This window comes from Peribacillus sp. FW305-BF15, assembly GCF_058783805.1.
Window position 1 is genome coordinate 11,168 of record NZ_JBYSYV010000039.1, and the last position, 15,882, is coordinate 27,049.

Annotated in this window: 11 protein-coding genes; 1 reads left to right on the forward strand and 10 read right to left on the reverse strand. The window is 43.8% G+C overall.

Annotation, left to right across the window (positions count from 1 at the left end; genetic code table 11):
• Positions 1-648: 648 nt before the first annotated feature.
• The 10 genes from AC3WLU_RS25350 to AC3WLU_RS25395 all read right to left on the reverse strand — a co-directional run bounded on the left by AC3WLU_RS25350 (position 649) and on the right by AC3WLU_RS25395 (position 15,239).
• Positions 649-1,086, reverse strand: a complete 438-nt coding sequence (locus AC3WLU_RS25350) for a BrxA/BrxB family bacilliredoxin (protein WP_034308239.1) — start codon at positions 1,084-1,086, stop codon at positions 649-651.
• A gap of 203 nt (positions 1,087-1,289) precedes the next feature.
• Positions 1,290-2,423: a methylmalonyl Co-A mutase-associated GTPase MeaB gene (meaB, locus tag AC3WLU_RS25355; RefSeq protein ID WP_098186593.1), complete on the reverse strand. Its 1,134-nt coding sequence runs from the start codon at positions 2,421-2,423 to the stop codon at positions 1,290-1,292.
• Positions 2,423-4,615 carry a methylmalonyl-CoA mutase gene (gene scpA, locus AC3WLU_RS25360; RefSeq protein ID WP_492598131.1) on the reverse strand — a complete coding sequence of 731 codons (2,193 nt, stop codon included), beginning with the start codon at positions 4,613-4,615 and terminating at the stop codon, positions 2,423-2,425. The genes meaB and scpA overlap by 1 nt, the downstream gene beginning before the upstream one ends.
• A 1-nt stretch (position 4,616) precedes the next feature.
• A complete protein-coding gene (locus AC3WLU_RS25365; protein WP_492598132.1) occupies positions 4,617-6,518 on the reverse strand; it encodes a methylmalonyl-CoA mutase family protein in 1,902 nt (633 codons plus the stop codon).
• Between the two features lie 318 nt (positions 6,519-6,836).
• On the reverse strand, positions 6,837-8,120 hold the full coding sequence (locus tag AC3WLU_RS25370) for a dihydrolipoamide acetyltransferase family protein (protein WP_063575700.1): 1,284 nt from the start codon (positions 8,118-8,120) through the stop codon (positions 6,837-6,839).
• Positions 8,121-8,146: 26 nt separating this feature from the next.
• Positions 8,147-9,130, reverse strand: coding sequence for an alpha-ketoacid dehydrogenase subunit beta (locus tag AC3WLU_RS25375; protein WP_053535667.1), 984 nt, complete (start codon positions 9,128-9,130; stop codon positions 8,147-8,149).
• Positions 9,131-9,142: 12 nt separating this feature from the next.
• Entirely contained in the window at positions 9,143-10,138 is a 996-nt protein-coding gene (locus tag AC3WLU_RS25380) for a thiamine pyrophosphate-dependent dehydrogenase E1 component subunit alpha (RefSeq protein WP_057278785.1), read from the reverse strand.
• A gap of 24 nt (positions 10,139-10,162) precedes the next feature.
• Positions 10,163-11,584 (reverse strand): dihydrolipoyl dehydrogenase, encoded by a 1,422-nt coding sequence (lpdA, locus tag AC3WLU_RS25385; RefSeq protein WP_492598133.1) that lies wholly within the window; start codon positions 11,582-11,584, stop codon positions 10,163-10,165.
• 131 nt (positions 11,585-11,715) lie between these two features.
• Positions 11,716-12,813 carry a branched-chain amino acid dehydrogenase gene (gene bcd / locus AC3WLU_RS25390; RefSeq protein ID WP_048679307.1) on the reverse strand — a complete coding sequence of 366 codons (1,098 nt, stop codon included), beginning with the start codon at positions 12,811-12,813 and terminating at the stop codon, positions 11,716-11,718.
• Between the two features lie 368 nt (positions 12,814-13,181).
• Entirely contained in the window at positions 13,182-15,239 is a 2,058-nt protein-coding gene (locus AC3WLU_RS25395) for a sigma-54 interaction domain-containing protein (RefSeq protein WP_492598134.1), read from the reverse strand.
• Between the two features lie 205 nt (positions 15,240-15,444).
• Here AC3WLU_RS25395 and AC3WLU_RS25400 point away from each other — a divergent pair, with 205 nt between their 5' ends.
• Complete coding sequence (locus tag AC3WLU_RS25400; protein ID WP_034308264.1) at positions 15,445-15,681, forward strand: DUF2627 domain-containing protein; 237 nt, start codon at positions 15,445-15,447, stop codon at positions 15,679-15,681.
• The last annotated feature ends 201 nt before the right edge of the window (positions 15,682-15,882 follow it).

Below are 15,882 nucleotides of genomic sequence, written 5' to 3' on the forward strand. Positions count from 1 at the left end.
AGCCTCCTCAGCGCAAGCGCCTGTGGGGTCTCGGCTAGCCAGTTACTCGGCAGGAGTGTCGCTCATTTCTTCCATCCTTTAAGGATTACTATAAAAAAACATGAAGGATCACCTGTTCTTTAATTTGGTTCGGGATGTCCAGCCTCAGTTTTTTTTCTTAAAATTAGATTCCAGTTGATTCCAGAAATCCGCTCCCTTTCCGCCGACTGTCTGCCAAGCCTCCTCAGCGCAAGCGCCTGTGGGGTCTCGGCTAGCCAGTTACTCGGCAGGAGTGTCGCTCATTTCTTCCATCCAGTTAGGATTACTATAAAAAAACATGAAGGATCACGTGTTCTTTAATTTGGTTCGGGATGTCCAGCCTCAGTTTTTTTTCTTAAAATTACATTCCAGTTTTTCAGAGATCCTGCTCCCTTTCCGCCGACTGTCTGCCAATGCCTCATTAAAGCAAGCACCTAAAGGGGCATAAAAGCCAATTATCCGGGAGGGCTGTCGTAATCGCGGCATTCCAATTATGATTTAAAGTAATAACCACCTATGGTGATCTAGCCTTGTTTGAAGATCCTGTTCAGGATGGGACCATTCCGAATCTCTTTTTGTCGACAAACTAAAACCCGCCGATTGGGCGGGTTTTTAGTTTATCGATATGGATTAAACTTCTTCGCAATATTGATCGAAGTAGTCTTGTAATTTTTCTACTACAGACATCGGGTGGTGCCCTTCAATTTCATGGCGTTCTATCATGGTGATGATTTTTCCATCCTTCAGCAATGCAAATGATGGGGATGACGGCGGATATCCTTCGAAATAGTCACGGGCTTTTTCCGTCGCCTCTTTATCTTGCCCAGCAAAAACGGTTACAAGCTGATCTGGGCGTTTATCATTATGGATTGCATGAGCAGCTGCAGGTCTAGCTATTCCCCCAGCGCAGCCACAAACGGAGTTTACCATAACAAGTGTCGTTCCTTTTTGTGCAAATACTTCCTCTACTTCTTCGGGAGTGGTCAGTTCTGTATATCCAGCAGTCTTAATCTCATCGCGAGCCTGTTTGACTACGTCGTTCATTAAAAAATTAAAATCCATATTCATGGCATTTGCTCCTTCCAAGTTTTTTCTTCAATCCTATCATAACAATTGCCTCTTCGTGATTCAATAAATTTACCTGTTAAAACCGCATAATCCGTTCCGAACATGTTTAAAACGAAAGGGGAGCGGGAATCATGTGTGTAACAACAAGACTTACAAAAGGATGGGGCAGGTGTGGGATTAGATCCATACCTGCCCCATCCCATTTATTTTTCATTAGACTTAAATGTTTCTGCAAAAGATTGAAAGGCCTGCTTAACAGCAGCAGTGACCGTTTTATTCCCTGACATCACTTGATTTTCGAGCATAGGGAGAAGACTCTTGACGGTTTCATTTTTATAAAACATCGTTTTAAGCTGGTGATCGATCAATGAATAAAGCCATTCCCTAGATTGCATTCTTCTCCGTTCTTGAAAAACACCCGATTCCTTGGTCATTTGGGAAAATTCATTCAATACATCCCAAAGCTCAGGAATTCCTTTACCGGTTATGGCGGAACAAGTATATGCCTTTCCTGCCCAACCCTTTGTGGCTGGCTGAAGGAAGTGCAAGATTCTGCTATATTCGGATTTCGTCCTAATCGCCAGGGGGAGGTTCTCGCCGTCGGCCTTATTGACAACAATTCCGTCCACAAGTTCCAGAATCCCTTTTTTCATCCCTTGCAATTCATCTCCGGCACCCGTTAGGACAAGGAGCATGAAGAAGTCGACCATACTTCGAACTATAGCTTCACTCTGACCGACCCCGACAGTTTCTATCAGTATCACATCAAAACCTGCCGCTTCACAAAGCAACATCGTTTCCCTCGTTTTGCGGTGAACCCCGCCAAGAGTTCCTTCGGATGGTGAGGGTCTTATGAAGGCATGGGGGTTTCTAGCCAGTTCCTCCATTCTTGTCTTATCGCCCAGTATACTTCCGCCATTGACCGAAGAGCTTGGATCGACGGCTAGAACGGCAACCTTATGGCCCCTGTCACATAAGTAGGTTCCGAACGTCTCGATGAAGGTACTTTTCCCGGCACCGGGCACTCCGGAAATCCCGATGCGCATTGAGTTCCCTGTATGAGGAAGGATGCTATGCAATAATTCCTGTGCATGATCCAAATGGTGGGATGCATTGCTTTCAACCAATGTAATCCCTTTGGCTAGCTTGGCCCTGTCCCCTTTTATGATTCCCTCTTTAAGCTCATGGACCGGTATGTTTACATTATGTTTTTTGACGAATTTGCTTTTTGAAGGTTTGTTTTGGCTGGCTGCTAATTCCACACCTGGCTTTAATGAAGAAGCAAAACCTTCCTTATTGTTAAGATCGACCCATTCCGGCTTCTTGTCTTCACTCATTATTGGGCCACTTCCTCATATCCGAGGCGATTGTATATTTCCTGAAGCACTTTCTTTGCTGCCTGCGGAATGACCGTCCCGGGTCCAAAAATGGCTGTAGCGCCATTTTCCATAAGATAATCATAATCCTGTGCAGGGATGACGCCGCCTACGATCACTATGATGTCCTCTCGTCCCAAGTTCTTCAGTTCCATCATAAGCTGCGGCAACAATGTTTTATGGCCGGCAGCTAGGGAACTCATTCCGACTACATGCACATCATTTTCCACGGCCTGGATGGCGGTTTCTTTCGGTGTTTGGAATAATGGACCGATATCGACATCATAGCCTAAATCCGCAAACCCCGTTCCGACTACTTTAGCTCCGCGATCATGACCGTCCTGGCCCATTTTAGCCATTAACAAACGCGGTCTTCTTCCTTCATTTTCAAGGAATTCTTCCGTCATGCGGACGACTTCCTCAATTTCCGCTTCTTTTGAGTATGCCGAGCTGTATACGCCGCTGATAGAACGGATCGTTGCTTTGTGACGTCCAGCCACCTCTTCGATCGCATCGGAGATTTCACCTAATGAAGCCCGTACTCTTGCTGCTTGCACAGCCAGTTCAAGAAGGTTACCCTCTCCAGTTCTGGCCGCCATTGAAAGCGCTTTAAGAGCTTCATCCACCTTTGCCTGATCACGTTTCGCCTTCAATTCGCTCAATCGCTTAAGCTGACTTTCGCGAACTGCTGTATTGTCAATCTCCAGTATTTCAATCGGATCTTCTTTTTTCAACCGATACTTATTGACGCCTACGATTGTTTCATCTTGAGAATCGATTTTAGCCTGTCGCTTTGCAGCGGCTTCCTCGATCCTCATTTTTGGAAGGCCGGTTTCAATTGCCTTCGCCATTCCTCCTAGACCTTCGATTTCCTCTATGTGAGCCCAAGCCCGTTCGATCAATTCATTAGTGAGCGATTCTACATAGTAAGAACCCGCCCATGGATCGATTACTTTTGTGATTCCGGTTTCCTCCTGCAGATAGAGCTGTGTATTACGTGCAATACGTGCCGAGAAATCCGTTGGCAGGGCAATGGCCTCATCCAATGCGTTCGTATGGAGCGACTGCGTATGTCCAAGTGCAGCCGCATGCGCTTCAATAAGGGTCCTTGCGACATTGTTAAACGGATCCTGCTCGGAAAGGCTCCAGCCGGAGGTTTGGGAATGAGTCCTCAATGCCATCGCTTTATTATTTTTCGGTTCGAATTGTTTCATCAGTTTTGACCAAATGAAACGAGCCGCCCGCATTTTCGCCACTTCCATGAAATAGTTCATTCCTACAGCCCAGAAGAATGACAGGCGTGGTGCAAATTTATCGATATCAATGCCTGCTTTCATTCCGGTACGTGCATACTCAAGCCCATCCGCCAACGTATAGGCAAGTTCGATATCAGCCGGCGCCCCCGCTTCTTGCAGATGATAACCGGAGATGGAAATGGAATTGAACTTGGGCATATATTTGGAAGTATACTCAAAGATATCAGCTATGATTTTCATGGACATTTCAGGCGGGTAGATATACGTATTCCTAACCATGTATTCCTTTAAGATGTCATTTTGAATCGTACCTGAAAGCTTATCCTGTGTTACGCCTTGTTCTTCAGCTGTCACGATATAAAACGCAAGGATCGGTAATACTGCACCGTTCATTGTCATTGACACGGACATCTGATCAAGCGGAATGCCGTCGAACAGGATCTTCATGTCAAGAATGGAATCAATGGCAACTCCCGCCTTCCCCACATCACCGACAACGCGCGGATGATCGGAGTCATAACCGCGGTGTGTAGCTAAATCAAAAGCAACTGAGAGCCCTTTTTGCCCCATCGCCAGATTACGTCTGTAAAACGCATTGGATTCCTCAGCAGTCGAAAAACCTGCATACTGCCGTACCGTCCAAGGACGATTGACATACATCGAAGGATAGGGACCCCTTGTAAAAGGAGCGATGCCTGGCACACTTTCCATATGCTCCAGGCCGCGAATATCTTCCTCAACATAAAGCGGTTTGATTTTTATTTGTTCATTGGTTTCAAACAGAAGATCCTCAATGTTTTTCCCAACGGCCTTTTCGACTTCCTTTTTCCATGCTTCCACTGTACCTTTCATCTCGGACTTAGCAGGATTTATAGCAGAAAAATTCGGTTTTTTCATTTCAGTTCACCCCTAGCTTCTGCAATAATTCAAGTAAAATGGATATTGCATTCATTTTAACATGGATAAAATCTTTGACCCCGGCTTCTCTTAGTGTAATCTCCAATTCTTCTTGCTGCTTGCCGGCACTATAAATAGTGATTTCAGGGAATTGCTTTTTAATTTCTTTGATGATGACTGGCGCTAATTCCGAATAGTCACCATCACTGCCGCAAAGACAATAGATTGGGAGCTTGGTCGCAGCTACATAATCGATTGCTTCCTCAACGGTTTGACATCCCTTACTGCCGATTGTTTCAATACCACCTGCTGCCGCAAGACTTTGAACGAAATCTGCACGAGGTTTATAGGATTTGAGATTTATCAAATTAATTAAACCGATAGTTGGAGCCGTTCCGCTTATTCCTTTAAACTTTTCACTGCGCAGTCTTATCTGTTCAAACTGACTGGATACCCGTTCCAATTCAAGTGGGGTAATGCCAACCGGCTTCGCAACTTTCATATACGACACATGTTTATCCTTTGTGGTGTTTTTAATCTTATCAGCGGGATTCGGATATACATTCGTTCCGATGATACTTTCTTTTCTGAAAGCCGCATTTTGAACTCTTTCTTGGTAAACTTCAGCTATTTCTTTCTGAAGGGTACCTTGTTTAATTAGCTCCAGAATCCCTCCAGCTGCATCGATTTCAAGGAATTTTGCCCAAGCCTTTTCAGCCAATTCATCCGTTAGTTGCTCAACATACCATGAACCGCCAGCAGGATCGACAACTGTTGTAATATTTGTTTCTTCTTTTAAAATCAAGTGAGTATTACGGGCAATTCTTTCTGAAAACTCATCGGTTTCACCGGTTGCGTGTGTAAATGGATGGATTTGAAGATATTGAATGCCTCCAATAGCTGCTGAAAAAGCTTGGTTCGTGGTCCGAAGAATATTGACGTGCTGATCATATAGCGTTTCCGTCAACTCGGAAGTTACGGCATGTATCGTCATTTTAAAATGGTCCGATGCTGTATCGAAAGCTTCTGCAAGACCTGCCCAAAGCCTTCTGGCAGCCCTCAGTTTAGCGATGGACATGAAGTAATTTGAATCCACTGCAAACGAGAATACTATTTTTTCGGAAACCGCAGCAATAGAAAGCCCCTGCTTTTGCCCTTCCAATAGATATTGGACGGCTGCCGATAATCCGTAAGCTATTTCTTGTACGGCATTGGCTCCTCCATTATGGTAGACTGCCGTATTAATCAAAACTGTTTTTAAATCACTGCCTACCTTCTGATAATCCTGGATCGTCTTCAGCCATTCTGCAAAATGGTTATCCGTATCTTCTGGCAGCTGACCGCAAATGAGCCATTCTGCAATTGGATCTTCAGCAATGACGCCTGTCAATTGGGTATTTTGTGCTTCGGCAACAGCTTTGAATTGAGGGAATAATTCTTTTTGTTTCCCCTTAAGGTCAATGAAAACCGGCATTTCTTTTAATGGGATTTCCTTAAACAATGTTTCAGCCCTTGCTCCCCCGGAAAGCAATCGTGCAGGGTATGCCACGACATTTTGACCGCGTTTGAATGCAGCCCTCATCTTTTCATTTGCTTCTTCAGCCGTGATACCGCTTACAGGTTGAACGACAAGCCAAGGTTTGTCATGATATCCCGTTGGGGACGTTCCTCGAGTGAAAGGGAAAAATCCTGGCAATTCAGCTACTTTTTCCGTTGATTCCGCCTTTTCTGTATAGAGTGGATATAAAGCGATGCCCTCATATGTATTCGTTTTAAGCTTTTCTACACTTTTCCCTTTTAAACTTGCTTCCGCAGCTTCTTTCCACTCTTCAAAAGAAGGCTTAGGAAAGGTTATGTTTTTTACATCTTTCAGTTCCATCTGTAATCGCTTTCTTATCCTCATACGCCCTGTTCCTTCATTGGGAGAACGAACGCTCAGTCAGTTTTGGATAAGAAAACCACCCTCCCGTCAATTTGATCTGGATTATACTAACATTCTACCATAATTTTCTTGAAATTTAAGACAATAGAAATTAGCAAACCTGTTATTAGGGAAATCACTAGCCTATTTTGCCTCTTCACATCAAGTACAGCCCCTGACCTGTATTAGAACAGCCCTTAATAAAATAATAGCAAAAATAAAATTTTTGTCGATGTTTTTCTACGGAAAAGCGAAGTGCAAAAAAAAAGGAAGGACCTTCCGGCCTTCCTTTTCTTCATTTTAGTATATGGGAGTGTTGTCTTTGGAAATCTTTTCGATGATTTCTTTAACCCTCGCGAGGAATCGTCCGCATACCAGTCCGTCCAAAACACGATGATCAAGTGATAAACAGAGATTCACCATATCTCGTACTGCAATCATGTCATTAATGACCACTGGACGTTTTACAATCGTTTCAACCTGTAAAATGGCTGCCTGTGGATAATTGATGATTCCCATTGACTGGACAGAACCGAATGAGCCAGTGTTATTAACAGTGAACGTACCACCTTGCATATCCTCTGCTTTTAACTTACCTGACTTCACTTTGGATGCAAGTTCCTGTATTTCCCTTGCTATACCTTTGATTGATTTTTCATCTGCATTTTTAATGACCGGAACAAATAGGGCATCTTCAGTTGCAACGGCTATCGATATATTGATTTCTTTCTTTTGTACGATTTTTTCGCCGGCCCACATCGAATTCAGTTCTGGAAATTCCGTAAGGGCTTGAGCAACCGCTTTTACGAAAAAGGCAAAGTACGTTAAATTATAGCCTTCTTTTTGTTTAAAATCGGATTTTAGATTATCACGCAACTTCACCATATTGCTGGCGTCAACTTCCACCATCGTCCAAGCATGCGGAATTTCGTGCTTACTTTTCAACATATTGGACGCAATTGCCTTACGGATGCCGGTGACCGGTATTTCCTTGTCACCAGCCGCAGTCGGCACGTTTGTTACAGGACTTGTTTGACGATTGACTTGAGGGGCGATCTCTTCAGGAGCCGCATCGGAAATTGCGGAAGGCTCATCCGCCTTAGGAAGATTCCCTGATTCAACAAGTTTCAGTAAATCTTTACGGGTGATCCGTCCCTCATTCCCCGTTCCTTTAACTTTTGATAGATCGATTCCATGCTCCTGGGAAAGTTTTAACACAGCTGGTGAATAGCGAGCTTTCCTTGATGGTTCTGCCGCTTGCTGTACATCTCTTATAACAGGTGCATCAACTTTTTCCTCATTATGAGAAATTTGCCCAGCATTTTCATTATCCGTCTTTCCCGTTTCAACTTCAATCGAGCAAATGACTTCTCCGACTGCCAATGTTTGATTCTCATCCGCTTTCAATTCCTTGATGATGCCGGTGAAGGAAGAAGGAACCTCAGCATTTACTTTATCCGTCATCACTTCAGCTAGCGGGTCGTATTTCGTGACATGATCTCCAGGCTTCACAAGCCATTTACTGATGGTTCCCTCTGTGACACTTTCGCCTAGTTGGGGCATCTTCATTAATTCCATAGCCATAATTCGTTCCTCCTTCTTAACAGTCATTAATACTCGGCCAATTCCCTCATTGCTTTTTCCACTTTATCGGGATTCACCATGAAATGTTTTTCCATCGTTGGCGCATAAGGCATGGCAGGTACATCCGGGCCGGCCAATCGTTTTACAGGGGCATCCAAATCAAAAAGGCAATGCTCGGCAATTATGGCTGCGACCTCACTCATGATGCTTCCTTCTTTATTATCTTCCGTAACCAGTAATACTTTCCCCGTTTTAGAAGCTGCTTCTATGATGGCATCCTTATCCAAAGGGTACACGGTACGCAAGTCAAGAACATGTGCAGAAATTCCATCTGCAGCTAATTTTTCTGCTGCCTGAAGGGCAAAATGCACACAAAGGCCATAGGAGATGACTGTAATGTCTTCCCCTTCCCTTTTCACATCCGCCTTACCGATTGGAAGTACATAATCTTCAGTAGGCACCTCACCCTTGATCAAGCGGTATGCACGTTTATGTTCAAAGAAAAGCACTGGGTCTTCATCGCGAATGGCAGCTTTAAGCAAACCCTTTACATCATACGGAGTGGAAGGCATCACAATTTTCAAGCCCGGCTGATTGGCAAAGATCGCTTCAACCGATTGCGAATGATAAAGAGCTCCATGAATTCCCCCTCCATATGGAGCACGGATTACCATAGGACAGCTCCAGTCATTATTGGAACGGTATCTGATTTTGGCTGCCTCTGAAACGATTTGGTTAATGGCTGGCATGATGAAATCAGCGAATTGCATCTCGGCTATCGGCCGAAGCCCATACATGGCGGCTCCAATTCCAACTCCTGCGATTGCAGATTCTGCGAGCGGGGTATCGATGACCCTGTCTTCACCGAATTGGTCGTATAAACCATTAGTGGCTTTAAAGACCCCACCTTTTTTTCCTACATCCTCTCCCAATACGAATACACGGGAATCTCGTTCCATCTCTTCCCTCATTGCCATTGTCACGGCATCTATATAAGAAATCACTGGCATTCTATTACCCCCTTACTTTTGTGCATACACATGATTCATAGCACTTTCAGCCTTTGGATATGGAGCACTTTCAGCATAATCGGTTGCTTCGTTGACTATCTTCATTACTTCATCATTCATTTGTTTCTCAAGGTCATCATCCATGATTCCCACTTCTTTTAAATAGGCTCCAAATGTCATTATGGAATCCTTCGTTTTGGCTTCGGCCACTTCGTCCGCCGTCCGGTAGCTTCGGTCATCATCATCACTTGAATGTGGTGTGAGCCTGTATGAGACGGTTTCCACTAGTGTAGGGCCTTCTCCCCTTCGTCCACGGTCAGCCGCTTCTTTCACCGCAGCATACACGGCCAATGGATCATTGCCATCCACCGTTATTCCAGGCATCCCATAGCCAATAGCCCTGTCGGAAACATTTTCACACGATAGCTGTTTCTCTATAGGAACGGAAATCGCATATTTATTATTTTCACACATGAAAATGACCGGTAGCTTATGCACACCTGCAAAGTTGGCCCCTTCATGAAAATCGCCCTGATTGGATGAACCTTCCCCAAACGTTACGAAAGTCACCAAATCCTTACCTTCCATCTTCCCTGCAAGGGCAATTCCGACTGCATGCGGGACCTGTGTCGTTACAGGCGATGAACCAGTGACGATCCTATTTTTCTTTTGACCAAAATGACCTGGCATTTGGCGCCCGCCGGAATTGGGATCTTCCTCTTTCGCGAAACCTGAAAGCATCAAATCTTTTGCGGTCATTCCGAAGGTAAGCACCACACCTACATCCCGGTAATAAGGCAGTACATAATCCTTTTGCCGATCAAGCGCAAACGCTGCCCCAACCTGTGCAGCTTCTTGCCCCTGGCAGGAAATCACGAAGGGAATTTTCCCGGATCGGTTTAGAAGCCACATGCGCTCATCAATTCTGCGGGACAAAAGCATTGTCCGGTACATATCTAAAACCGTTTCCTCATTTAAGCCTAATTGTTCATGACGTTTTTCTACCATCATAAAACCTCCTGACCTTATTCTTTAAGAATGTATGGCACGTCCATCGACAGCAAGGGCCGCCTCCCCGATTGCTTCGGAAAGACTTGGGTGCGGATGAATTGTCTTGCCTATCTCCCAAGGTGTCGCATCAAGCACTTTTGCAAGTCCAGCTTCTGAAATCATATCCGTAACATGTGGCCCGATCATATGAACGCCCAGTATATCATCCGTTTTCTTATCGGCGATGATTTTGACAAAACCATCCGCTTCCCCAAAAACAAGGGCCTTACCGACTGCACGGAATGGGAATTTCCCTATTTTAAGGTCATAGCCTTCCTTATTTGCCTGATCTTCCGTCAAACCGACACTTGCAGCCTCAGGGCTTGAATACACACATTTAGAAATGAGCGAATAATCCAGCGGTTCCGGTTTTTTGCCTGCAATATGTTCAACGGCCGTAATACCTTCATGGGAGGCAACGTGTGCCAATTGCAGACCGCCGATACAGTCACCGATCGCATAGATATGTGATTCCTTCGTTTGGAAGAAGTCATTGGTTTCAATAAAACCTTTTTCTTTCACAATCTCCGTATTTTCAAGGCCGATCCCTTCAACATTTGCTGACCTTCCTACGGAAACCAGCATTTTTTCAGCTGTGAATTCCTCTACCGAACCTTTGACTTCAGCAGAAATGGATACTGACTCACCCGTTTTCAGGGTTTCAGGCAATACCTTGGCACCTGTAACGAATTTGACGCCTTTTTTCGTTAGGAGACGAAGCATTTCACTGGAAATATTATGGTCTTCTGTCGGGATGATTCTATCTGCATATTCCAGTACTGTCACTTCCACACCAAAATCATTGAGCATCGAAGCCCATTCAATGCCGATAACTCCACCGCCTACAATAATCATCGATTTTGGCAGGCTCTCAAGCTTTAGAGCTTCATCCGATGTAAGCACCATTTCCCCATCAACCGCTAAACCAGGCAGTGTCCTCGGACGCGAACCGGTTGCAATGATGACATTCTGGGGAATGAGCATTTCATTTTCACTGCCATCATTCATTTCCACGGAAATTGTCCCAGGCATCGGTGAAAATATAGAAGGACCAAGTATACGCCCTAACCCTTCATAAACCGTTATCTTTCCTTGTTTCATCAAGTGCTGAACTCCTTTATAGAGTTGATCGACCACTTTAGTCTTTCTTTCCTGCACTTTAAGGAAATCTACCTTTACATCCCCGGTAACAATACCGAATTCCTCACTTTTCACTGCAGTCTGATAAACTTCCGCACTCCTTAAAAGTGCTTTCGAAGGGATACACCCTTTATGTAAACACGTTCCGCCGAGCTTGCCTTTCTCCACGACAGCCGTTTTCAATCCTAATTGAGCAGCCCTTATTGCCGCCACATACCCGCCTGTTCCTCCTCCGAGGATAACGAGGTCAAATTCTTCAGCCAAAACCACTCCTCCTCACAAATACATACAATTTGTCACCATTTTTACTTGCCCCATGTTTATTACGTTATCCATGTTGAAAATTCCTGTGTTTATTTAAAAAAACACAGGAATCTAATCTTGTAAAATTACATTCATTTTCTTCCATTCAGGATATGTTTTTCATTTTGCAGGAATTGGCTCCTTGAATTCCTCATGCGAGCAATTCGCTCCTCTGCCATCCTATCCGCTGCTTTATAAGTTGGGATTTGATCACGTTTTGCAATCTCGATGACTCTTTCAATTGTATCATAAACCGTTTCCACTTTCTTAAGGGCTCTTTCCCGATTATACCCTAAAAGCTCATCGGCCACGTTTATGACTCCCCCTGCATTAATTACATAATCAGGAGCATATATAATCCCTTTTTCATGAATTTGATCGCCATGAACAGTTTCCTTTAATTGATTATTCGCAGCACCTGCAATGACCTTCGCCCTGATTTGATTGATTGTTTGATCATTTATGACAGCCCCTAATGCACAAGGTGCATAGATATCACATTCGACTCCATAAATTTCATCTGGATTCACTGCAGTCGCCCCAAAGGACTCAACCGCACGGGCCACGCTTTCTTTATTGATATCCGTAACGATGAGCTTGGCGCCCTCTTCATGAAGATGACGGCATAAGTTATAAGAAACATTCCCGACGCCTTGGACAGCAACCACCTTGCCTTCTAAGGAATCAGTTCCGAATGCCTCTTTTGCAGCAGCCTTCATACCGCGGTATACCCCATATGCCGTTACTGGGGAAGGGTTACCCGAAGAACCGAATGCAGGGGAAATCCCCGTGACAAAATCCGTCTCCTCATGAATGAGATCCATATCCTCAACCGTTGTACCTACATCTTCAGCTGTTATATAACGGCCATTCAGCCCTTGGATATACCTTCCGAATGCGCGGAACATTTCTTCATTTTTATCCTTACGCGGATCGCCGATGATGACTGTTTTCCCCCCGCCTAAATTCAAGCCGGCAGCGGCGTTTTTATATGTCATTCCTCTCGAAAGCCTTAAGGCATCTTCAATGGCATCTTCTTCAGATGCATACGTCCACATCCTTGTGCCTCCAAGCGCAGGCCCTAATGTTGTATCATGAATGGCAATAATCGCTTTCAAACCCGATTGTTTATCCTGACAGAATAGCAGTTGCTCGTAATCATACTTCTCAAGATATTTAAAAATTTCCATAAAGGAATCCTCCCTAGATGTTTTAATACATGTCAGATATGAGACTAATGAATTTCTCCTCATTCTTACTTGTTCCTACGTTCGTTTTAAATAAAATCCGCTACTCACATGATATTTTCCCCATGGGGAATGGTTCCCTTGAAAAACCCATGCACCTTTAAATATGCAAATAACATGCCAATAAAATACATAATCAACATCTTTTTATCCAAAAAAAGGACATGCTGGTTAATATGTCGGGCAACTATAGCCTATAACAAATTCAAAAAAATTTCATGTCAGAAGTGGAGTCTCGCTTAAATTAAAATAAATCAGAAAATTCCATGCATTTTTTTTCATAGTGTGCAAATAATTGCATGCAAAATTTTTCACAGTTTTAGTTTTTCCATTTTATAATATAGATTTCTAACTGAAATCCCCAGCGCTTTTGCCGTAAGTGTTTTATTTCCCTTGTGGGTATGGAACGCTTGCTCAATGATTTCGGCTTCATACTGGTCTATTATCTCCGAGAGCGGTTTCCCCGATACGTAGCCGGAAGGCTTCATTAATAATTTCTCTTGATTTAATGGAAGCTCTTCGATAAAATCCGGAATATGATGGATATCAATGATTGTCTCGTTCAATTTCATGAAAATGATTGCCCGTCCTAAGATATTTTCCAGTTCCCTCACATTTCCCGGCCAGTTATAGATTTGCATCTTATGTATAGCTGCTGCTGTAATTCCCTCTATGCTCCGTCCATACTCCTGATTGATTTTATTAATCAAATGCTCCGCCAATTCTCTCAAATCTTCTTTTCTCTTTCTTAATGGAGCAATGAAAATAGGCATGCGGTTCAGCCTGAAATATAAGTCTTCCCTGAATGATCCGTTTGCGATCGCCTGTTCAAGATTGATGTTCGTGGCGGCTATGACCCGGACATTGATGGGGATCGGCTTCGTCCCCCCCACCCTGACAATTTCCTTTTCTTGTAAAACCCGCAGTAATTTAGCTTGGATGTTGGCTGGCAATTCACCAATTTCGTCCAAAAAGATACTCCCTTGATTTGCCTCTTCAAAAAAACCGACCTTTCCGCCCCTGCTTGCCCCGGTAAAGGCTCCTTCATCATAACCGAATAGTTCACTTTCAAGTAATGATTCCGAGATGGCCGCACAATTTACCCGAACGAATTTATTGAACTTCCTATCGCTCGCATTATGGATGGCATGTGCAAATAACTCTTTTCCCGTCCCTGATTCCCCTCTTAATAAAACAGTAGCAGGTGTTCTAGCCGATAATTTCGCCTGTTCAATGGGAAGCTTCATCTCTTCGGAAGCCCCAATTATATCATCAAAGGAATATTTGGCCTGCAATGTTCGGATGATCTGTCTTGCCCGATTAAGTTCGTGGGTCAAGGCTTGAATTTCCGATACATCATGAATGACGCCAACACTTCCTTTCAGGCACCCATCCACGATGATTGGAGCAACATTCACGATCACTTCCTTGTGTTTTGGGCCGACACGCATATTGACACCACGAACAGGTTTTTTTGTCTGAAGCACTTTCATATGCATACTTTCGCCTTCGTAAATATCGATGGAAGCCGGTTTACCGATCACTTGGGTCTTTGTTAAGCCAGTGATTCTTGTATATGCCGGATTGATCAAAAGCCCCCTTCCTTGATCATCCACAACAGATATGGCTTCATCACTGGATTGAATGATTGCCTGGAGCATCGTCTGTATCTCTTTTAAATCAGTGATCTGCTCCGCCAATTGCACAGCTTCCATCTTATTCCTAAACACGGCAAAAGCCCCTATGATTTCCTTATCGGCATTCACCAGAGGTATCCTTGTCGTTATGAGTTCCATCCCATTGCCAAGGGTGATTTCCTGATTCACTTCTTTTTGGTTCGTTTGCATCACTCGCAGCAATCCTGTTGATGGGATGAAATCTTTGATCTGTCTCCCAATTACATCCTCGCGCTTTGTGTCTGATGCACGTTCCGCACTATCATTGAACATGATGATGAATCCTTCATGGTCAATCACCACCATCCCTTCACTGGTCGTATTAAGGATCAAATCCATTTTTGCGGAGGTATTCTCCAATTTACTTATTAAACGATTTTTCTCTTCAAACAACTTAGTCATAATGAGGGCGACACTTCCAGGAATGAGAATCGTTTGTTCGCCCATGTCCCTTTTTATCTTTTTATAGACAGACGGGTCACCGGTCGTATCAAATATGATGTCCAAATCCCACTTCAATCCCATGCTCCAATTAGTCACGGTAGGAATCCTTCGTTCCTTCGCAGCAAGGATCCCTTCAGCGGATTCATTCGTATCAGCCATACAAACAATGGAGAATACTTCACTTTCCGATAGGAGTTTCAACACGGTCGTCCCTCCCACTCCTCCCCCTACTATCATGACCTTTTGCATCAGCCATCCCCCTTAAGAAATAATTACCCCTTTAAATAGATCATTCCCTGCAATTTTTTTCATACTCCACACCATTTTACCATATCGGCCCCCATTAAAAACAGCCGCCAACTCCCAGTCATTATCTAGATTCCCGTTACTTGACAAATAATTTATATCCTTTATCATTTTTTAAAGATGGAATTTTCGGAAGGGATTTGACTGCATGAAACGTTTAATCGCTTTTTTGATTCTTTTTATACCCGGTGCCTTTGCTGCCTATGGCATAAAAATAATGAGGGACATGGTATTCGGTATTTTACAGCCTCCCTATCCATTCCTTTGGCTGCAATTTTTAATAGGACTGCTCATTACGATAGGCGGAATAGCCTTTATCGCCGGCTTCGTCCTACATCGAGATCGAAAACAAAATAAGGTCCAGAGCAGGTTCAATAAATTTTAAACGCAAAAAGAAGGTGCCTTGTATGGCACCTTCTCAGTTTGTAGACAAAAGGGGGTCGGAATTAAAAAATTCTGAACCCCTTTTGAAATTCCCTTTAAAGTTTCGCCTAAAGTTAAGAGATTGGGGCTCTACGAGCCCACATGTTAGGCCATTTTTGGACCTCGCCATGTCCAATTGGCCATCTTCTTTAAATTAATGGCA